This is a genomic window from Isoptericola sp. F-RaC21 (genome assembly GCF_038593535.1).
GTDB lineage: Bacteria > Actinomycetota > Actinomycetes > Actinomycetales > Cellulomonadaceae > Isoptericola.
The window spans coordinates 346,498-365,984 of the sequence record NZ_JBCFYX010000001.1; the positions used below are offsets into that span (position 1 = coordinate 346,498).

Consider the following 19,487-nt stretch of genomic DNA (forward strand, 5'->3'; position numbering starts at 1 on the left):
ACGCCGCCCGGCGCTCCCGGGCGGCGTCGGTAGACTCCCCGCCGATGCCCATCGATCCCTCGGCCGTCCGCGTCGTCACCGACTCGACCGCCTGCCTGCCCGCCGATACCGACGCCGACGGCGCGGCCGCGCCCGTCGTCGTGCCGCTCCGTGTCGTGTCGGGCGAGGAGTCGTGGCGCGAGGGCGTCGACATCACGCCCGAGGAGGTGGCGGCGCGCATCGCCGCCGGCGAGCGGCTGAGCACGTCGCAGCCCGCCCCGGCGGAGTTCGCGAGCGTCTACCGCGACCTCGCCGCCGACGGCGCGCGTGCCGTCGTCGGCGTGCACCTGTCCGGGGCCCTGTCCGGCACCGTCGACGTCGCCGCGAGCGCCGGCCACCGCGCCATGATTCCGGTGCGTGCCGTGGACTCACGCACCGTCGCGATGGCGCTGGGGTTCGCCGCACTCGAGGCCGCCCGCTGCGCCGCCGAGGGGCACGACGCCGCGACCGTGGCCGAGCGTGCCCGGCAGGTCGCCGCGTCGAGCACGACCGTGTTCCTCGTGGACTCCCTCGACCACCTGCGCCGCGGCGGGCGGCTCTCCGCGCCGGCGGCGGCGCTCGGCACCGCGCTCGGCGTGCGGCCGATCCTCGCCGTGCGCGACGGGGTGATCGAGATGTCGCAGCGCGTGCGCACGCGTCGCGCGGCGACGGACCGGCTGGTCGAGCTCGCGGTGCGTCGTGCCGAGGAGTGCGAGCGGCCCGGCGTGGCCGTGCACCACCTGGGGGTGCCGGACCGGGCCGCGGAGCTCGCGGCGCGACTGGGGGCCGCGACGGGGGCCGAGCCGGTCGTCACGCCCGTGAGCGCGGTGCTCGGCGCGCACGCCGGACCGGGCGCGCTCGCCGTGGTCGTCGCCGAGCTGGGCGGACGCCCTCGCGAGATCGCGCGCTAGGGAGCCTGCCCCCAGAAGCGGGCCGTCCACAGGGGTGCCGGTGGCGGCGCCCGGGGGCCGGCGGCGGCCCTAGCGTCGCCGCGTGACCACCACGCTGCCCCACGACCACGACGGTGCCGACGTCCCGCCCGACGACCTCGCGCCGCCGGGCGACCGCACGGTGCCGGACGACGGGCCGTGGGACGAGCCGGGGTCCGGCCCCGAGCCGGATCCTGCGCTCGGCGAGGCCGCGGCACGGTTGCGGGCGTGGCGTGCCACGCGCGCGGGCACCGGCGAGCGTCCTGCCCGGGACGACGGCGGCCGCGGGCGATCGCTCGACGCGGCGCCCTGGCCCGCCGTCGCGGCGGCACGGGAGCCGGGCGAGGCGGCAGGCACCGTGCCGGGAGCGGTGCCGGATGCCGCGCCGAGGCCGGTGCAGCCGGACGAGGACGAGCTCGCGGCTCGGCTACGGGCCCGCAGGTCGGCGCGGCACGTGGCGGCCGCGTACGCCGCCGCGCACGGGCACCCGCTCGGGGCGCACGACGACGCCGGCGGCCCGAGGCGGTGGTCGATCGGCCTGCGCACGGCCGTCGTCGCGTCCGTCGTGGTGCTCGTCGTGGCCGTCGTCGTCGCGGTCGTCGCGACGGCTCGCCCCGACGACGTGATCACCCTCGCCGGCGCGAGCGCGCCGTCCGCGGCTCCGTCCGGGTCCGCGGCGCCGACCGCCGCCCCGTCCTCGGCGCCGGAGTCCGGTGCCCCGGCCGGGGCGGAGGGTTCCGCGGAGTCCTCCGCCTCCGCGGACCCGCCGCCCGGGACGGTGGTCGTGCACGTGGTCGGGGAGGTGCGCGAGCCCGGCCTCGTCACGGTCCCGTCCGGTGCGCGGGTGGCGGACGCCGTGGCGGCCGCGGGCGGCACGACCCGCCGCGCCGACGCCGCGGCGCTCAACCTGGCGCGAGCGGTCGTGGACGGCGAGCAGATCCGTGTGCCGCGGCCGGGGGAACAGCTGCCCTCGGCCGACGGCGCTGCGGGGCCGGGCGGCGCGGAGGGCGCCGCTGGGCCGGGCGCGGGCGGGGCGGGCACCGCGCCGGGCACCGCCGTGAACCTCAACTCCGCCGGCGCGGCGGACCTCGAGGAGCTGCCGGGCATCGGCCCCGCGCTGGCCGAGCGGATCATCGCGTGGCGCGACGAGAACGGGCCGTTCACCAGCGTCGACGAGCTCGACGAGGTGTCCGGGATCGGCCCGTCCGTCCTGGGGCAGGTCCGCGACCTGGTCACCCTGTGAGGCCGGTGTCGCACCCGGACAGCGCCGCCCCGCCGGTGGCCCCGACCACCGCGCCCCCGGGGCGGCGCGTCGACCTCCGGCTGGTGCCCGCGGCCGCGGTGGCGTGGGCGGCGGCCTGGGTCCTCACCGGACCGGCGCTCGACCAGGCTCGCGCGGTCGCCGTCGTGGCGGTCGCCGGCGCGGTCGCCGCGGGTGTCGTGACCGCCCTCGCGCTGCGTCCACCGGGACGGTCACGGGCACGGTCGGCGGGGCCTCCGGCACGGTGGCGCGGCGCAGGTCCGCGGGGGGCCGGGATGCACGCGGTCCTGGCGCTGGCGTGCCTGGCTGCGGTCGCGCTGGGAGTGCACGCGCAGGCTGCCCGACAGGCGCCGCTGCGGGCCCTGGCCGGCCAGGGAGCGCACGCCGACCTGGTGGGTCGGGTCGCCTCGGAGGCGCGCCCCGCCGTCTTCGGGGACGGTGAGCGGTGGCTGGTGTCCGTGCGGCAGGCCACGGCGCGCGGGATCGCGTCGGCCACGGCGGGGCTCGTCGAGGTCACGGCGGACGCCCCCGCGCCGCGGTTCGGCGCCACTGTGGCGGTCTCGGGCGTGCTGCGCCCGGTCGCCGGCGGCGACGGCCCGCTGGCCCGGCTCGCGGCGGCGGGGCCGGTGGCGGAGCGGGCGCCGCCCTCGGCCCTGCTGCGCGCGACGCACACCCTGCGGTCGGCGCTCCTGGACGTCACCGAGCCCCTGTCCGCGCAGGCCCGCGGCCTGGTGCCGGGCGTCGCGGTGGGGGACACCAGCCGGGTGCCCGAGGACGTCGACGAGGCCATGCGCGTCACGAGCCTCACCCACGTCACCGCCGTGTCCGGCGGGCACTTCGCGATCGTGGTGGCCGCGCTCACCGCGCTGTGTGCGCTGGCGGGGGCACCGCGCACCGTGCGCGTCGTCGTGATCGCGGTCGCCGCCGCGACGTTCGTCCTCCTCGTCCGCCCGGAGCCCAGCGTGCTCCGGGCGGCGTGGACGTGCGCGGTCGCCCTGCTCGGTCTCGCGCTGGGACGGCCGTCGGCGGGGGCGCCCGCGCTCGCCGCGGCGGCCGCGGCGCTGCTCGTCGTCGACCCATGGCTCGCGCGCTCCTACGGGTTCGTCCTGTCGTGCGCGGCGACGGCGGGCCTCGTGCTTCTCGCGGGCCCGCTCGCCCGGCGCCTCGCGCCATGGACCGGTCGCCCGCTCGGGTTCGCGCTCGCGGTGCCGTGGGCCGCGCAGGCCGCGTGCGGACCGGTGCTGCTCCTGATCGACCCGCACGTGCCGCTCACGTCGGTGGCCGCGAACCTGCTCGCGACCCCGGCGCTGGTCCCGGCGACCGTGCTCGGGCTCGTGGCGACGCTGCTCGCCCCGTGGGCCCCCGCGCTCGCGCTGCCCGTCGCCTGGCTCGCGGGGCTCGCCACCGGCTGGATCGCCGCCGTGGCGAAGACCTTCGCGGCCGTGCCCGGCGCCCGCCTGCCCTGGCCGGGCGGCCCGTTCGGCGTGGCGGCGCTCGCCCTGCTCACCGTCGCGCTCCTCGCGCTCGTCCTGCGGCGGCCGCCCGGCGAGGGCTGGCGGCGCGAGTGGCGGGAGGCCGCGCCGCGCGCGGTGCGTCGGGTGCGCCGGCAGGTGCGACGCACGGCGGCACGCCACGGCCGCGCCCGGACCGCGGCGGTGGCGGGTCTGGCCGGGGCCGCCCTGCTCACCGTCCTCGTGGTGACGGTGCCCCGGCTCGCCGGCGCGGGACACCGGCCCCCGACGGACTGGCAGGTGGCGGCCTGCGACGTCGGGCAGGGCGACTCGCTGGCCGTGCGGACGGGGCCCGCGTCGGCCGTCGTCGTGGACGTCGGGCCGGACGGTGAGGCCGCCGGGCGGTGCCTGGACCGGCTCGGCGTCACGACCGTGGACCTGCTCGTGCTCAGCCACTTCCACGCCGACCACGTGGGCGGCCTGGCGCCGGTGCTCCGCGGCCGCACGGTGACGGCCGCCCTCGTCTCGCCGCTCGACGAGCCCGCGGGGCAGGCGGTGCGTGCGCGCTCGCTGCTCGCCGCCGCCGGGGTGCCGGTGCAGGTCGCGTCCGCGGGCGACGGCGGCACGGCCGGCTCGGCGACCTGGCAGGTGCTCGCCGCGTCGGGCGGGCCACCCGGCGCCGGGCAGGGCGGGGGAGACGAGGGCGACGGGGCGAACGACGCCAGCGTCGCGCTCGAGCTGCGCACCGCCGGCGGGCTCGACGTCGTCGCGCTCGGCGACCTCGAGGAGGCGGGGCAGGACGCGCTGGCGACCGAGCTCGCCGCGTCGGGGCGGGCGGCCGACGTCGACGTGGTGAAGATGGCGCACCACGGGTCGCGGTCGCAGTCCGCCACGCTCGCCCGGCAGCTCTCGCCCCGGGTGACGCTCGTGAGCGTCGGGGCGGACAACACGTACGGGCACCCGACCGACGACGCCCTGACGCTGTACTCCTCCGTCGGGTCCGCCCTCGTGCGCACCGACGAGTGCGGCACCGCGGCGCTCGTCGGCCGCGACGACGAGATCGGCCTCGCGTGCGGGTGACCGGGCACCGACGGGCGGGCGGCAGCGTCGGCGGTTCGTGGCAGGCTAGGGGCCGTGCCAGCCCCCTCCTCACGTCAGTCCCGCCCGGCCCGCAAGGGGAGGTCCGCGGCGAACAGCCGGTCCTGGGACGACCCCACGCTGGCGCCGGTCCTGCTGGTGCGCGGGCCCGAGGGGCTGCTCGCCGAGCGGGCCGTGGACGGCATCGTCGCCCTGGCGCGCGAGCGCGACGCCAGCACGGAGAAGGCCGAGCTCGACGGCGGCACGTATGCCGCCGGTCAGCTCGCCGTCGCGGCGAGCCCGTCGCTGTTCGGCGAGCCGAGCGTCGTCGTCGTGCGCGGTGCCGAGGCGGCCACCGAGGACCTGGTCGCGGACGTCGTCGCGTACGTCGCGGCGCCCGACCCGGAGACCGTCGTCGTGGTGGTGCACGGGGGCGGGCAGCGGGGCAAGAAGATGCTCGACGCCGTCGTCGCCAGCGGCGCGCCCGTCCTCGAGTGCGACCCGATCACGAAGGACGCCGACAAGGTGCAGTTCGTGACTGCCGAGTTCCGGGCGGCGCGACGCCGGGCGGACGCGGCCGCGGTGCGTGCGCTGGTCGACGCGCTCGGCACGGACCTGCGCGAGCTCGCGTCCGCGTGCTCGCAGCTCGTCGCGGACACCACGGGCACGATCAGCGAGGCCGTCGTCGACCGGTACTACGGCGGCCGGGTCGAGGCGACGGGGTTCAAGGTCGCCGACGCCGCCGTCGCGGGGGACACGGGCGGCGCGGTCGCGCTCCTGCGGCACGCCCTGGCGACCGGGGCCGACCCGGTGCCGATCGTCGCGGCCCTCGCGCTGCGGCTGCGCACCCTCGCCCGGGTCGCGGCCATCCGCGGCGGCGCGGCCACCGCACGCCAGCTGGGGCTGCAGGACTGGCAGGTGCGCAACGCGCAGCGCGACCTGTCGCGCTGGACCCCCGAGGGTCTCGCGACCGCCATCGGCGCGGTCGCCCAGGCGGACGCCGACGTCAAGGGCGGCGGCCGCGACCCCGTCTTCGCGGTCGAGAAGGCCGTGCTGACCATCGCCCGCGCGCGACGCGACTGACCGCCGCCCGCTCACGACACGGGCCGGACGCGCGAAGGGCGCCGCACCCGGGGGTGCGGCGCCCTTCGGAGCCTTGCTGGTCCGACCCGACGTGAGAGGCGTCAGGCGGACGGAGCGCGACGACTACAGGCGACTCAGAGAGCCTCGACCTGCTTCGCGATGGCCGACTTGCGGTTCGCGGCCTGGTTGGCGTGGATGACGCCCTTCGAGACGGCCTTGTCGAGCTTGCGGGACGCGGCCTGCAGCGCGGTGGCAGCGGCCTCCTTGTCGCCCGCGGCGACGGCCTCGCGCACCTTGCGCACGTAGGTCTTCAGCTCAGACTTGACGGCCTTGTTGCGCAGGCGCGCCTTCTCGTTCGTCTTGATGCGCTTGATCTGGGACTTGATGTTTGCCACGTGTGGACTTCCTGGTGTGTTCGCCTGCCGGCGAGCGGATAGGTCGTAGAGGGCGGCCACAGCTCCGGGACTGGGGTGGGGAACCCGTGGAGAGGAACTGCGGCTGTGCCCGCCGACCTGGGCGGACACGCAGAGAGCAACGATAGCAGAGGACCCGGGCCCGGCTGAACCCCCGAGCGGCCGGGCGGGCTGTGAGGTGCGCGTCAGCGGCGTGCGTCGGCCATCGCACGGGCGACCCGGTCGAACGTCCGGCGGTCCATGACGGCGCCCTCGCGGCGCACGGCCCGGGGGTCGACGCGGATCACGCGGTTGAGCCGCACCTCGCTGGGGCGCTGCCGAGAGTCCCACGCCCCGGTGCCGACGTCCATCCACAGCCGGCCGTGCCGTGCCTCCTGGGCGGCGTCCCGGTCGTGGTCCTTGCTGGTGAGCTGCAGGGCCAGCAGCCACGCGCCGTCGCGGCCCACCAGGAGCACGGGCCGGTCCTTGCCCTGGGCGTGGTCCTCCTCGTACGGCACCCAGGTCCACACGACCTCGCCGGGGTCCGGCTCCCCGTCCAGGCGCGGGGAGTACACGGGGCGCACCGCGCCGGTGAAGTCGCCGGGGTAGCCCCCGGCCGACGCGGGCCGAGCGGGAGTCGCGGTGCCACCCCGCCGGGTGGTCGTGGAGGGGCGCGAGGTGCCGCGCGACGCCGTGCGCCCGGACGAGCGGGTCGCGGAGCGCAGCACGTCCACCAGCAGGTTCAGCCATCGGTTCGCCACGGCGGACAGCCTAGGGTGCGGTCCGGGTTCCGACCGGCTCAACCAGCGAGCGAGAGGACGAACCGGGCCAGCCGGTCGGCCATCACCTCGGGCTCCCACGAGTGGTCGGCGCCGTCGACGGTCTCGGCCGTGCCGCCGGGCAGCGCGGCCGCGAGCTCGCGTGCGGCCTCCGGCATGCCGGGGAACGTCCGGGTCCCGGTCATGGCGAGCAGCGGGACGTCGATGCCCGCCAGCCCGCCGTCCGCCAGCGCGCGTGTCGCCCACGCCAGCGCCTGCGCGTCGGCGCGCTGCGAGACGACGGACGCCGCGATCGCGGGCCAGCCGGGGGAGGCCTTGGCGCCGGCGAGCCACTCGGGCGGCATGTCCTTCATGAAGTGCTCGGTGGCGCCCTCGAGGTCTCCGGCGTCGATCCGGTGCTCGATCTCGGCGGCCCAGTCGGCCGTCTCCTCGGCGCCCGACTCCAGGGGCGCCTCCCACAGGGCGAGCCCGAGGACGGGGAGGCCGCGGTCGGCCGCCCGCAGCGAGATCGCGCAGCCCGACGAGTGCCCGCACAGCACCGCGGGCCCGCCCGCGACGTCGAGCACCGCCGCCACGGCCTCGAGCTCGCGGTCCAGCTCGAGGCGCCCTGCGGCGGGAGAGTCGCCGCGGCCGAGGCGGTCGAAGACGACCGTCGTGACGCCGCGGTGCGCGAGCAGCTCGGCCGTGCGGGTGGTCACCGGGTCGACGGCGCGGAACGGGCCGGCGCCGGCGACGAAGACGACCGCGGGCCCCGTCCCCCGCAGGTCGTAGGTGACGCGGTCGCCGCGCGCGGTGACGACCGAGGCGGTGGTGACCTCGGGGCTGCCGGTCGTGGTGGAGGTGTCGTCGCTCATGGCGGATGGACCGGCCGGCCCGGGCCGACTCATCGGCGGGTCGGTCAGGGCACGAGAGGCGCCGCGAGCACCCGCCGGGCGGCATCGGGGTCGCCGTCGACGACGGCGCCCGCCTCACTCGGCGTGAGCCGCCCCCACAGCAGCAGGTCGAGCCGCTGCGCCGTCGCCGTGAGCGTCGCGTCCGGATCGTCCCCGCCACCGGGGCGACCGGCGTCGTCGCCGGCGCCGGGGGCGCCGAGCGTCCACGACCAGCCGAGGTCGGACGCGACGACGCGGAGCCGGTCGGCCGGCGGCGCCATCCGGCCCAGCCGCACCTGCCGCGGCTGGAACATCGTCACGACCTCGTCGACGCCGTCGCCCCACGTCTCGGGGGCGACGGCGACCGCTGCCAGGGCGGCCGGGCCGGACCCCAGCCGCGCGGCGTGCAGGTCGTGCAGGTGCACGAGCGTCTCGTGGGACTGGCGTCGCCACCAGAACGACGCCGGCCCGTCGCCGAGCAGCGTGCGCGCCGGGCCGTCCGGCCCCGCGGCGGCGAGCGTCGCGCGCAGGTCGGCGGCGTGCCGGCGGTAGAGCCCGGCGAGTGCTCCGGTCGCGTCGCCGGGCCCGGTGGTGTCGGGGGCGGGCAGGTCCTCGTCGCGCGACGGGTCGCCGACGGCCATCCCGGCCGCCCAGTGGTGCACGCCCGCGAGGTGCAGGACCAGCTCGGCCGCGCGCCAGTCGCCGCAGGCCGGGACGAGGGCGTCGGGCGCGACGTCGGGCACCGCGGCGGCGAACTCGTCCTGGAGGCGGGCGAGCAGGGCGAGGCGGTCCGGCTCGGGCCCGCCGTCGGTGCGCCGCCCGGTGCGCGGGTCGACGGCAGGACGGGGCAGCGCGCTGGAGGTCGGCACGGCGCGAGGCTAGCGCGCGGCACGACCCGGCGGCGTGGTGCTCCTCGGGAGCCCAGCTCCTCAGGAGCTCAGCACGGCGTCGACCTCGCCGAGGAAGTCGTCGAGGTCGCCCGGGTTCCGCGACGTCACCAGGGGGAAGCCTGCGCCGTCGTCGCGCACCACGGACCGGTCCACCCAGCGACCGCCGGCGTTGCGCACGTCGGTGGCCAGGGACGGGTAGGAGGTGAGGGTCGCCCCGCCGACGCACCCGGCCTCGACGACCGCCCAGGGTCCGTGGCAGATGGCCGCGACCGGGCGGCCGGAGTGCGCGAACGCGGCCACGAGCCCGACCGCGGCCTCCTGGAGGCGCAGCGTGTCGGCGTTGATGGTGCCGCCCGGCACCAGGAGCAGGTCCGCGCCGTCGGCGTCGACCGCGTCGTAGGTGGTGTCGGCGGGCACGGACCGGCCGGGATCCTTGTCGCCGACGAGGGTGCGCACCTCGCCCGGCTCGTTCGAGGCGACGACCACCTCGGCGCCCGCGGCGCGCAGGTGCTCGAGCGGCACCACCAGCTCGTCCTGCTCGACGCCGTAGCTCGTGACGATCGCCAGCACTCGCTTGCCGGTCAGGTCGGCGGTGTCGGTCATGTCGGGGCTCCTCCCGTCGCGTGGGTCGGTGGGTCATCGACCGTACGCAGGGGTGGGCGATGCCCGCACGTCGACGGGGGCATGGGACAATGACCGGGCCTCGTCACCACCGACGGCACCCACCCAGCGACCCTGACGGAGCGAGATCGCGTTGCCCATCCCCGGACCCGCGCTGAGTGCGCGCATCGAGCCGAACGCCACGGCGCCCGAGCTCATCCGCAACTTCTGCATCATCGCGCACATCGACCACGGCAAGTCGACCCTTGCCGACCGCATGCTGCAGCTCACCGGCGTCGTCGAGCCGCGGGCGATGCGGGCGCAGTACCTCGACCGTATGGACATCGAGCGCGAGCGCGGCATCACCATCAAGTCGCAAGCCGTGCGGATGCCGTGGCAGCTGGGCGACCAGGCCCACGCGCTCAACATGATCGACACCCCCGGGCACGTCGACTTCACCTACGAGGTCTCGCGCTCGCTCGCCGCCTGCGAGGGCGCCGTCCTCCTGGTCGACGCCGCCCAGGGCATCGAGGCCCAGACGCTCGCCAACCTGTACCTGGCGATGGAGAACGACCTCGAGATCATCCCCGTCCTCAACAAGATCGACCTGCCCGCCGCGCAGCCGGAGAAGTACGCGGAGGAGCTGGCGGGCCTGGTCGGCGGCGACCCCGACGACGTCCTCAAGGTGAGCGGCAAGACGGGCGAGGGCGTCGAGGCGCTGCTCGACCGGATCGTCGAGCGCGTCCCGGCCCCCGTCGGCGACGCGGACGCCCCGGCCCGGGCGATGATCTTCGACTCCGTCTACGACACCTACCGCGGCGTGGTCACCTACGTGCGGGTGGTCGACGGCAACCTCAGCCCGCGCGAGCGCATCGCCATGATGTCCACGCGCGCCACGCACGAGCTGCTCGAGATCGGCGTCATCTCGCCCGAGCCGATCGTCACCAAGGGGCTCGGCGTTGGCGAGGTCGGCTACCTCATCACGGGCGTGAAGGACGTGCGCCAGTCGAAGGTCGGCGACACGGTCACCAACATGGCCAAGCCCGCCGACGAGGCGCTCGGCGGCTACAGCGACCCGAAGCCGATGGTGTTCTCCGGCCTGTACCCGGTGGACGGCACGGACTATCCTGCGCTGCGCGACGCGCTCGACAAGCTCAAGCTCAACGACGCCGCGCTCAACTACGAGCCGGAGACGTCGGTCGCCCTCGGCTTCGGCTTCCGCGTCGGGTTCCTCGGCCTGCTGCACCTGGAGATCGTGCGCGAGCGCCTGGAGCGCGAGTTCGACCTCGACCTGATCTCCACCGCGCCGAACGTCGTCTACGACGTCACGCTCGACGACGGCACCGAGGTGAAGGTGACCAACCCGTCGGAGTTCCCGGGCGGGAAGATCGGGGAGGTCCGCGAGCCGGTCGTGCGCGCGACCATCCTCGCCCCGAGCGAGTTCGTGGGCACGGTCATGGGCCTGTGCAACGACCGCCGCGGCCAGATGCTCGGCATGGACTACCTGTCCGAGGACCGCGTGGAGCTGCGCTTCACGCTGCCGCTCGCCGAGATCGTGTTCGACTTCTTCGACCAGCTCAAGTCCCGCACCCGCGGCTACGCGTCGCTGGACTACGAGCCCTCGGGGGACCAGGCCGCCGACCTGGTGAAGGTCGACATCCTGCTGCAGGGCGACCAGGTGGACGCGTTCAGCGCCATCGTGCACAAGGACAAGGCGTACGACTACGGCGTCATGATGACGGCGAAGCTCAAGGAGATCATCCCGCGCCAGCAGTTCGAGGTGCCGATCCAGGCGGCCGTCGGCGCGCGCGTCATCGCCCGCGAGACGGTGCGCGCCATGCGCAAGGACGTGCTCGCCAAGTGCTACGGCGGCGACATCAGCCGTAAGCGCAAGCTGCTCGAGAAGCAGAAGGAGGGCAAGAAGCGCATGAAGAACATCGGGTCCGTCGAGGTCCCGAAGGACGCCTTCATCGCCGCGCTCTCCTCCGACAGCGGGGGCGGCAAGGACGCCAAGGACAAGAAGAAGTAGTGCCCGCGCTGCCTGACGGCGAGGCCGTGCCGGACGACGGTGCCCTGCCGTTCCTGCCGCTGGTTGAGCCTGTCGAAACCCAGAACCGGGTTTCGACAGGCTCAACCAGCGGCGGTGCCCGGCCGTTCGGGGTGTACGTCCACGTGCCGTTCTGCTCCGTGCGCTGCGGCTACTGCGACTTCAACACCTACACGGCGTCCGAGCTGGGCGGCGGCGCCAACCAGGCCGCGTACGCGACGACGGCGCTGCGCGAGGTCGACCTCGCGGCGCGCGTGCTCGACGACGCCGGCCTGAGCGGCCGCCCCGTGTCGACGGTGTTCTTCGGCGGCGGCACCCCCACGATGCTGCCCGCCGCCGACCTCGCGCGGATCCTGCGCGGGATCGACGACGCCTGGGGGTTGGCGGACGGGGCCGAGGTGACCACCGAGGCCAACCCGGACTCCGTGACGCCCGAGTCGTTGCGCGTGCTCGCCGACGCCGGGTTCACGCGCGTCTCGTTCGGCATGCAGTCGGCGGTGCCGCACGTCCTGGCCACGCTGGAGCGCACCCACGACCCGCGCCGCGTGCCCGACGCCGTGGCCTGGGCGCGCGACGCGGGCCTCGACGTCTCGCTGGACCTCATCTACGGCACGCCGGGGGAGTCCCTCGACGACTGGCGGGCGTCCCTCGAGGCGGTGCTGGCCACCGGCGTCGACCACGTCTCGGCGTACGCGCTCGTCGTCGAACCGGGCACCAAGATGCACGCCCAGGTGCGCCGCGGCGAGCTCGCGCTGCCCGACGAGGACGACCAGGCCGCCAAGTACGAGCTGGCCGACGACCTGCTCACCGAGGCCGGCCTGGGCTGGTACGAGGTCAGCAACTGGGCGCGCGGACCCGAGCACGCCTGCCGGCACAACCTCGCCTACTGGCGCGGCGACGACTGGTGGGGGATCGGCCCCGGCGCCCACTCGTACGTCGCCGCCCCCTCGTCGCCGGTGGAGCCTGTCGAGATGGCCGCCGGGGTGCGCTGGTGGAACGTCAAGCACCCCCGGCGGTACGCGGCGCTGCTGGAGTCCGGCGCGTCGCCCGGCGCCGGGCGGGAGCTGCTCACGCCCGGGCAGGCGCAGCTCGAGCGGGTGCTGCTCGGCGTCCGCGTGCGCGAGGGGCTGGACGTCGACGCCCTGGACCCGTCCCGGCGCGCAGCTGTCGCCGGGCTGGTCGCGCGCGGCCTGCTCGACGGCGTCGCGGCGGTGCGCGGGCGGGTCGTGCTCACCCGCCGCGGGCGGCTGCTGGCCGACGCGGTGGTGCGGGACCTCACCGCCTGATCTCGGCCGGGCCGGCCGTCGGTGGGTTGGCTCAGCCGCTCATCCTCCCGCCGGGCTGCGGACCGGCGACCGGCGGGGCCGGGTCATGAGACGAGGCGGATGTTGATCGGGTAGCGGTAGGCCTCGTGCCGGTTCACGGCGACGGCGGCGAGGATCGCGAAGACGATCGACGCGATCCAGACGGCGGCCCACAGGATGAAGCCGATGAACACGAGGAAGAGGATCGCCGAGACCACGTAGCCGATCAGCAGCGTGATCTGGAAGTTCAGCGACTCCTTGGCCTGGTCGGCGACGTAGGCGCTGCGGTCGCGCAGGAAGAGCCAGACCAGCAGCGGGGTGAGGAAGGCGAGCAGGCCGAAGCTCAGCAGCGCCAGCACGGGCGGGCCGAGGTGCGCGACCATCGCCCAGGTGCGCTCGTCCGACGGCGAGAGCGGGAGCGGGCCGTACCCGTACGGGGGCTGCCCGGGCGGCTGACCGCCGTACGGCGGCTGGCCCGGGGGAGGCCCACCAGGCGGCGGCTGCTGCGGCGGGGGTCCGTACGGCGGCGTGCTCATGGGGCCCATCCTCGCGCATCTGCCGTGGTCACGTGCGGTGGCGGAGCCGTTCGGCTGCGGCCAGAGTGGGCGAAGGCGCCGGCCCCGCCGGGTGCGTCGCCCGGACCACTGAGGAGGAACGATGAGCGAGAACACGCCGCAGCAGCCCGGCGACCCGCAGCAGCCCGGGTACCAGCCGCCGCCCGGCCAGCCCGCCCCGCAGCCGCCGTACGGGCAGCAGCCGCAGGCGGGGCCGCCCCCGCACGGCGGCCAGCCGCCCTACGGCGACCAGCCCTACGCCCAGCCGCAGCAGCCGTACGAGGGACAGATGCCCGACCCGGGCCTGTACCCGGGCTCCGAGTACCCGCCCGACCGGTCGGGCGGGCCGATCACGCCGCACGGCGAGGGCAGCGGCTTCCTGGGTGCGCTGTTCGACTACTCGTTCAGCCGGTACATCACGCCCAGCGTGGTGAAGGTCGTCTACATCATCGTCACGGTGCTGGTCGCGCTGGCGTGGCTCTCCGGCCTGGTCGCCACGTTCTCCCAGTCGGTCTGGGGCGGGATCCTCTACCTCGTGTTCGGGTGGATCATCGCGCTCGTCTACCTGGCCCTCGCCCGCATCACGCTCGAGTTCTTCGTGGCCGTCATCACGGTGTCGGAGAAGGTCAACGCCTACGCGCAGCGGGACGGCATCACGACGCGCTGACCCTCGCGCGAGTCACGCCGTCACGAAGTCGATCAGCTCCTCGACCCGGCCCAGCAGGGCCGGGTCGAGGTCGCGGTAGTCGCGCACCGTCGCCAGGATCCGCTGCCAGGCGCGGCCGACGTCCTCGGTGGACGACGCCGGCCATCCCAGCTCGCGCAGGATCCCGCGCTTCCACTCCGTGCCCCGCTCGATGGTGGGCCACGACGCCAGGCCGAGGCGCTCCGCCTTCACGGCCTGCCAGACGTCCACGTACGGGTGGCCCAGCACCAGCACGGTGCCGCGCGGGACCCGCCGCAATGCCTCGTCCGCCAGGCGCCGCTCCTTCGACCCGGGCACGAGGTGGTCCACCAGCACCCCCACCCGCCGCTCCGGCGTCGGAGCGAACTCGTCCAGCGCGTCGGCGAGGTTGTCCACGCCGTCGAGCAGCTCCACGACCACGCCCTCGACGCGCAGGTCGTCGCCCCACACCTTCTCGACGAGCTCGGCGTCGTGCTTGCCCTCGACCCAGATGCGCGACCCCCGCGCCACCCGGGCCCGTTGGTCGTGCACGGCCACCGAGCCGGACGCGGTGCGGGTGGGGCGCGCGGGGGCGCGGTTCGTCACCGGGGCGGTGAGCTCCACCGGCTGCCCGTCGACCCAGAACCCCGGGCCGAGCGGGAAGGACCGGGTGCGGCCCTTCCGGTCCTCGAGCACCACGAGGTGGACGCCGCCCGACTTCTCCACGCGGACCACCGCCCCGACCCAGCCGGTCGTGACCTCCTCGACCACGAGCCCGTGGTCGGCCGGCCGCGGCCGGGAGACCGGACGCCGGCGGTGGTGGGCGGAGCCGTCCGGCGCGCCCGGGGCGCGGGAGGTGGCGGAAGACAGGACGTCGGAGCCGTAGCGGTCGTGCACGGCCGTGAGCCTACGGTCGTGGTCACGGGGGAGCAGGCCCCGACACGCGCCGCGGGTCGGCCCGGCCCGGACGCGTCGGCTCAGGTCAGGTGTCCGGGTGCGTCGGGCGGCGTCAGGAGCCTTGTGACCGCGCCACGACCGCCGCCTCGGTGCGGCTCGCCACCCCGAGCTTGCGGAGGATCGCGGACACGTGCACCGACGCCGTCTTGCGGCTGATGAACAGCCGCTCGGCGATCTGCCCGTTCGTCAGGCCCTCGGCGACGAGGGCGAGCACCTGGCGCTCGCGGTCGGTGAGGGCCCGGTCGACGGCGCCCTGCCCGGCACGGGCGCGTCGCGACGCGCCGCCGGCGAGGCCCGCGCCGTCGAGCAGCGCCCGCGCCTGGTCGGCGACGAGGCCGCAGCCGATCGCGTCCGCGGCCTCGACCGCGGCGTCGAGCCGCTCGCGCGCGGCGGACCGGTCGCCGGCCTCCAGGAGCGACGCGCCGTCCCGGAAGAGCGCGTAGGGGCGCAGGTACGCCGGCCCGTCGGCCGAGACGACGGCCTCCCACGACCCGTCGCCGAGCTCGGCGTCGAACAGCGCCGCCCACGTCGGGTAGGTGGGCCACACCGCGCACGAGGCGAGGGCCTCGCGGTACGGCGCGACGTCGACCTCGCGCCCGGCCCTCCGGGCGCGGTCCAGCACGCGCGCGGCGACGGCGAGCGTGGTGAGCCGGTAGAACGGACCGAGCGCGCCCGGGGCGATCGCGAGGCTCACCAGGTCGAGTGCGTCGTCCAGGTCGTCGCGCAGCAGGGCGAGCTCGGCCAGCGTGGCTGACACCCGGGCCCGGATCTGCTCCTCGACGCGCCCGAAGCGCTGCCACGTCGCGCGGTGCGCCCGGGCCCGGGCCTGCGCGGCGTCGACGTCCCCGCGCCACATCGTGAGCCAGGTCCACCGCTCGCCCAGGTAGACGGAGTAGTCGCTGAGGTCGATGAGCGGGACGGACCGCTCGTACCACGCCGCCGCGTCGGCCCACCGCCCCGACCCGATCCACGCCTCGGCGACGTTGCCCTCCAGCATCGCGCGCGTGGCCCATCCCGCGCCGAGCGCGCGGGCGATCCGGGCGCCGGAGTCGGCGAGGCGCTCGGCCTCGCCGAACCGCGCGAGCTTGAGCTGGATGTCCGACGCGTTGGTGTAGTAGTGGCACTGGGCACGCCAGTCGTCGCCGGCGACCTCGTGGGAGCGCTCGAGCTCGTCCAGGGCGTCGAGGTCGCCGTTGTCCAGGCGGCTCATCGCGCGGAGGTTGAGGGCGAGGGAGGCGTTCTGGTGGTCGCCGACCGCCGTCGCGGCGGCGAGCGCCTCCCCGGCGACGGCGATCGCCGCGTCGTGGCGGTGGTCCATCATCGCGTTCCGTGCCTTGAGCCGGAGCAGCGGGGCCCGGCCGGCGTGGTCGTCCTCCGGCAGCAGGGCCAGCGCCTCGTCGAGCATGGAGTCCGAGTCCGGGTCGCCCGCCTTGCCGAGGATGTGGGCCAGGGTCGACAGCGCCTGTGCCCGACCCGAGGGGTCGTCGGCGGGCCACTCGGCGACGGCCTCCCGCGCCAGGCCGGCCGCCCGCTCGATCTGTGCCGCGTCCTGGAGCGCCACCGACACGTGGCGCAGCAGCGCGGCGTGGCTCAGCCCGGCGACCCGTGCGGCGTCGGGCACCAGGTCCCACAGCTCGAGCGCGCGCTCGCCGGCCGCGGCGATCACGGCGGACGACGTCCGGCCGTACGTCTCGGCCGCGGAGACGACCTCGACCGCGGAGGCGAGCGCACGGTCGGGCAGGCGGGCCCGCCACCAGTGGTCGGCGGCCGCCGCGATGCGCGCCAGGGTGCGGTCGCCCTCCTCCAGGGCGCTCGCGCACGCCGCGTGCAGCCGGCGCGACTCGCCGGGCAGGAGCTCGGCGTCGACCGACTCCTGGATGAGGGCGTGCCGGAAGCGGAAGCCGTCCGCGTCGGCGACCAGCACGTGGGCATCGACCGCCTCGCGGGCGGCCGGCTCGGCCTCGTCGAGCCCGGCAGCGCCGAGCATCGCGACGAGCAGCTCGTGCGGCGCGCGCTGGCCGGCGGCCGCGACGGTCCGGCAGAACCGCTGGGCGGCGTCGCCCAGAGACGAGTAGCGCAGCAGGAGCAGGTCGCGCAGCGAGTCGGGCATCGCGTCGCCCGCGAAGTCGGCCAGCTCCTCGGCGTAGAACGGCACGCCCTCGCTGCGCTCGACGAGCTCGCCCAGCACGGCCCCGGGGAGCTCGGGGGCGTCGGGGCGCATCGCGACGAGCGACGAGAAGAGGCGGGTCGCCTCGGCGTCGTCGAGCCGCGGCACGTCGACGCGCACGGCGAGCCGGGCCCGCTCCAGCTCGGCCAGGGTGGTGCGCAACGGGTGCCGCCGCCCCACGTCGTCGCTGCGGTAGGTGGCGATCACGAGCAGGCCCGTGCCGGGTGCGGTGCGCGCCAGCCGGGCGAGCACGGTCCGCGTCACGTCGTCGGACCAGTGCAGGTCCTCCAGCACGAGGATGACGGGCCGGTCGGCGGCGAGCGCGAGCGCGAGGTCGGCGAGCACCTCGGGCAGGCGGCCGGTGTCGACGTCGTGCCGCACGTCGACGAGTCGGGGCGCGACGACGCCCAGCGCGTCGGCGGCGGGGCCGGCGGCCGCGAGGGTCGCCTCCGGGCCGAGGGCGTCGACGACGTCCGCCAGCACGCCCGTGAGCGCGGCATAGGGCAGGGGGCCCGACCCGGAGTCGGCGCACTGCCCGTGCAGCACGAGAGGTGCGGCGTCGGCCGGTCCTCCCGACCGCTCCTGCTCGGCCAGGAACTCGGTGACCAACCGGGTCTTGCCGATGCCCGCCTCCCCGCCGACGACGACCACGCCGCCCGAGCCGGCGCGGGCGCTCGCGAACGCCTCGCGCAGGGAGTCCAGCTCGGCGGCGCGGCCGACGAGCGGCGAGGGGGCGGAGAGGGTGGGCACCTCGCCATCGTGCCAGGTGGCGTGCGGCGCCGCCGCGTCCGTCTGGGTCGCGGGCGGGGCCGTCGGGGTGCTCGTGGGCGTGGTCATCGGGACGTCACTGCGGCCAGGGCCGGACCAGGCCGCCGGGCAGCTCCCAGGGGCGGCGCTCCGCACGACGGCGGCGCGCCACCTCCCGGCGCCGGGCGCGACGCTCCCGGCGGACGAGCTGCGCACCGACCCGGCTCTCCGCCTCCCGGCGCACCGCCCGCTCCAGGTCCGCCTGGCGGACGCGGAACTCGTCGTAGTACAGGTACTCGTTCATCACCGTTCTCCTTCGCCGGGGCCGTGCGGCCGCCGGTGACTCCACCCTCGGCTCCTGAGGTACGGCGGCGGATCGGTCAGGTGCCGGATCTTCGGGGGCGGGGGTACCTCAGAGCGGGGCGGGGTACCTCAGGGCGGGCCCGCGGGCGGTGTTGCGGCGTGCCGGCGGCCGGGTCCCGCCGACCCCCGGCGAGCCCGCGTAGGATGGCACTCGGGATATGAGAGTGCTAAGACCGGGAGGGCTCGGTGCAGCCCACCCGGACCCGACCCGAGGAGGACCGTGAGCGAGGAACGTCGCCTGGCCGTGCTCCGCGCGATCGTGGAGGACTACGTCCACACGCGTGAGCCCGTGGGGTCGCGCGTGCTCACGGAGCGGCACGGCCTCGGGGTCTCGCCCGCCACGATCCGCAACGACATGGCCGCCCTCGAGGAGGCCGGGTACATCGCCCAGCCGCACACGTCCGCGGGTCGCATCCCCACGGACAAGGGGTACCGGCTCTTCGTCGACCGGCTCGCGGAGGTCCGTCCGCTCACGACGCCGCAGCGCCGGGCGATCGAGACCTTCCTGTCCGAGGCGATCGACATGGACGACGTCCTCGGCCGCGCCGGGCGGCTCATCGCCCAGCTCACCGGCCAGGTGGCCGTGGTCCAGTACCCGTCGCTGCGGCTCGCCGGGCTGCGGCACCTCGAGCTCGTCCCCGTCGGGGGCGCGCGGCTGCTGGTCGTGGTGATCAGCGACAGCGGCCGGGTGGAGCAGCGGTTCCTCGACGTCGGCGTCGGGCCGGGGGCGGAGCCCTCGGTCGTCGCCGTGGACGCCCCTGCCGGGCCGGAGCCCGACCCGGGCGCCCTCGACGAGGGCACGCTGAGCGTGCTGCGCGCCCGCCTCAACGCCGCCGCGGCGGGCAAGGGCCTGGAGGACCTGCCCGACGCGTTCGCACACGTCGTGGCCGGGATGGACGCCGCCCTGGCCCCGCTGGCGCGCGGCATCGCCGACCTGGTGGTCGACACGCTCGGCGCGCAGCGCGAGGAGCGCATCGTGCTGGCGGGCACCGCCAACCTGGCCCGCGCCGAGATGCGGTTCGAGCAGGGCCTCAGCCCGGTGCTCGAGGCGCTCGAGGAGCAGGTCGTGCTGCTCGGGCTCCTCACCGAGCTGGCGTCCGAGCCCGGCGGAAGGGTCGGCGGCGGCGTCGGCGTCCGCATCGGGCACGAGAACCGCCTCGACGGCCTCGCCGAGACCTCCGTCGTCGCGTCCGGGTACGGCGGCGACGGCGACACCGTGGCCATCCTGGGGTCGATCGGCCCCACGCGGATGGACTACCCGGGCACGATCGCCTCGGTGCGCGCCGTCGCCCGCTACCTGTCCCGGGTGCTGCCCGGCTGACCCCCCGGCAC

17 protein-coding genes are annotated in these 19,487 nt (G+C 76.4%); 8 read left to right on the plus strand and 9 right to left on the minus strand.

The features are described 5' to 3' along the window. The first annotated feature begins 44 nt into the window (after positions 1-44). From AAG589_RS01570 to holA, 4 genes are all read left to right on the plus strand, one after another. Positions 45-929, plus strand: a complete 885-nt coding sequence (locus tag AAG589_RS01570; RefSeq protein WP_430565497.1) for a DegV family protein — start codon at positions 45-47, stop codon at positions 927-929. A gap of 82 nt (positions 930-1,011) precedes the next feature. Further along, complete coding sequence (locus AAG589_RS01575; protein ID WP_430565498.1) at positions 1,012-2,190, plus strand: ComEA family DNA-binding protein; 1,179 nt, start codon at positions 1,012-1,014, stop codon at positions 2,188-2,190. Between the two features lie 5 nt (positions 2,191-2,195). After that, positions 2,196-4,739, plus strand: coding sequence for a ComEC/Rec2 family competence protein (locus AAG589_RS01580; protein ID WP_430565499.1), 2,544 nt, complete (start codon positions 2,196-2,198; stop codon positions 4,737-4,739). A 54-nt stretch (positions 4,740-4,793) separates the two neighbouring features. After that, on the plus strand, positions 4,794-5,819 hold the full coding sequence (gene holA, locus AAG589_RS01585; protein WP_430565500.1) for a DNA polymerase III subunit delta: 1,026 nt from the start codon (positions 4,794-4,796) through the stop codon (positions 5,817-5,819). Between the two features lie 134 nt (positions 5,820-5,953). Here the strand turns inward: holA and rpsT are convergent, their stop codons facing one another. The 5 genes from rpsT to AAG589_RS01610 all read right to left on the minus strand — a co-directional run bounded on the left by rpsT (position 5,954) and on the right by AAG589_RS01610 (position 9,355). Continuing rightward, a complete protein-coding gene (gene rpsT, locus AAG589_RS01590; protein WP_430550092.1) occupies positions 5,954-6,214 on the minus strand; it encodes a 30S ribosomal protein S20 in 261 nt (86 codons plus the stop codon). 203 nt (positions 6,215-6,417) lie between these two features. Continuing rightward, on the minus strand, positions 6,418-6,972 hold the full coding sequence (locus tag AAG589_RS01595; RefSeq protein ID WP_430565501.1) for a type II toxin-antitoxin system PemK/MazF family toxin: 555 nt from the start codon (positions 6,970-6,972) through the stop codon (positions 6,418-6,420). Positions 6,973-7,010: 38 nt separating this feature from the next. After that, positions 7,011-7,844 (minus strand): alpha/beta fold hydrolase, encoded by an 834-nt coding sequence (locus AAG589_RS01600; protein ID WP_430565502.1) that lies wholly within the window; start codon positions 7,842-7,844, stop codon positions 7,011-7,013. Between the two features lie 44 nt (positions 7,845-7,888). Continuing rightward, complete coding sequence (locus AAG589_RS01605; protein ID WP_430565503.1) at positions 7,889-8,731, minus strand: maleylpyruvate isomerase N-terminal domain-containing protein; 843 nt, start codon at positions 8,729-8,731, stop codon at positions 7,889-7,891. Between the two features lie 60 nt (positions 8,732-8,791). Further along, the gene (locus AAG589_RS01610; protein WP_430565504.1) at positions 8,792-9,355 is read right to left on the minus strand and encodes a DJ-1/PfpI family protein; all 564 of its coding nucleotides are present in this window, start codon (positions 9,353-9,355) and stop codon (positions 8,792-8,794) included. Positions 9,356-9,506: 151 nt separating this feature from the next. On the opposite strand from AAG589_RS01610, the gene lepA reads away from it, so the two are divergent. Both lepA and hemW read left to right on the plus strand, forming a co-directional pair. Continuing rightward, positions 9,507-11,381 carry a translation elongation factor 4 gene (lepA, locus tag AAG589_RS01615; RefSeq protein WP_430565505.1) on the plus strand — a complete coding sequence of 625 codons (1,875 nt, stop codon included), beginning with the start codon at positions 9,507-9,509 and terminating at the stop codon, positions 11,379-11,381. Next, positions 11,381-12,685: a radical SAM family heme chaperone HemW gene (gene hemW, locus AAG589_RS01620; RefSeq protein ID WP_446719661.1), complete on the plus strand. Its 1,305-nt coding sequence runs from the start codon at positions 11,381-11,383 to the stop codon at positions 12,683-12,685. The genes lepA and hemW overlap by 1 nt, the downstream gene beginning before the upstream one ends. Positions 12,686-12,768: 83 nt before the next feature. On the opposite strand, the gene AAG589_RS01625 is transcribed toward hemW, so the two are convergent. After that, the gene (locus tag AAG589_RS01625) at positions 12,769-13,239 is read right to left on the minus strand and encodes a DUF4870 domain-containing protein (protein ID WP_430565506.1); all 471 of its coding nucleotides are present in this window, start codon (positions 13,237-13,239) and stop codon (positions 12,769-12,771) included. Positions 13,240-13,360: 121 nt separating this feature from the next. Between AAG589_RS01625 and AAG589_RS01630 the strand changes: the two genes are divergently transcribed. Then, complete coding sequence (locus AAG589_RS01630; protein ID WP_430565507.1) at positions 13,361-13,924, plus strand: DUF4282 domain-containing protein; 564 nt, start codon at positions 13,361-13,363, stop codon at positions 13,922-13,924. A gap of 12 nt (positions 13,925-13,936) precedes the next feature. Here AAG589_RS01630 and AAG589_RS01635 read toward each other — a convergent pair whose 3' ends face one another. From AAG589_RS01635 to AAG589_RS01645, 3 genes are all read right to left on the minus strand, one after another. Then, on the minus strand, positions 13,937-14,818 hold the full coding sequence (locus AAG589_RS01635; protein ID WP_430565508.1) for a DUF3097 domain-containing protein: 882 nt from the start codon (positions 14,816-14,818) through the stop codon (positions 13,937-13,939). 112 nt (positions 14,819-14,930) lie between these two features. Continuing rightward, on the minus strand, positions 14,931-17,882 hold the full coding sequence (locus AAG589_RS01640) for an ATP-binding protein (RefSeq protein WP_430565509.1): 2,952 nt from the start codon (positions 17,880-17,882) through the stop codon (positions 14,931-14,933). A 7-nt stretch (positions 17,883-17,889) separates the two neighbouring features. Further along, entirely contained in the window at positions 17,890-18,096 is a 207-nt protein-coding gene (locus tag AAG589_RS01645) for a hypothetical protein (protein WP_430565510.1), read from the minus strand. A gap of 279 nt (positions 18,097-18,375) precedes the next feature. Here AAG589_RS01645 and AAG589_RS01650 point away from each other — a divergent pair, with 279 nt between their 5' ends. Continuing rightward, positions 18,376-19,476: an HrcA family transcriptional regulator gene (locus tag AAG589_RS01650; protein WP_430565511.1), complete on the plus strand. Its 1,101-nt coding sequence runs from the start codon at positions 18,376-18,378 to the stop codon at positions 19,474-19,476. Positions 19,477-19,487 lie beyond the last annotated feature (11 nt).

Coding starts and splice junctions, on each gene's coding strand:
- AAG589_RS01610 (WP_430565504.1), bottom strand. CDS start 9,355: ATGACCGACACCGCCGACCTGACCGGCAAGCGAGTGCTGGCGATCGTC.
- AAG589_RS01600 (WP_430565502.1), bottom strand. CDS start 7,844: ATGAGCGACGACACCTCCACCACGACCGGCAGCCCCGAGGTCACCACC.
- AAG589_RS01625 (WP_430565506.1), bottom strand. CDS start 13,239: ATGAGCACGCCGCCGTACGGACCCCCGCCGCAGCAGCCGCCGCCTGGT.
- AAG589_RS01645 (WP_430565510.1), bottom strand. CDS start 18,096: ATGAACGAGTACCTGTACTACGACGAGTTCCGCGTCCGCCAGGCGGAC.
- AAG589_RS01640 (WP_430565509.1), bottom strand. CDS start 17,882: ATGACCACGCCCACGAGCACCCCGACGGCCCCGCCCGCGACCCAGACG.
- AAG589_RS01570 (WP_430565497.1), top strand. CDS start 45: ATGCCCATCGATCCCTCGGCCGTCCGCGTCGTCACCGACTCGACCGCC.
- AAG589_RS01630 (WP_430565507.1), top strand. CDS start 13,361: ATGAGCGAGAACACGCCGCAGCAGCCCGGCGACCCGCAGCAGCCCGGG.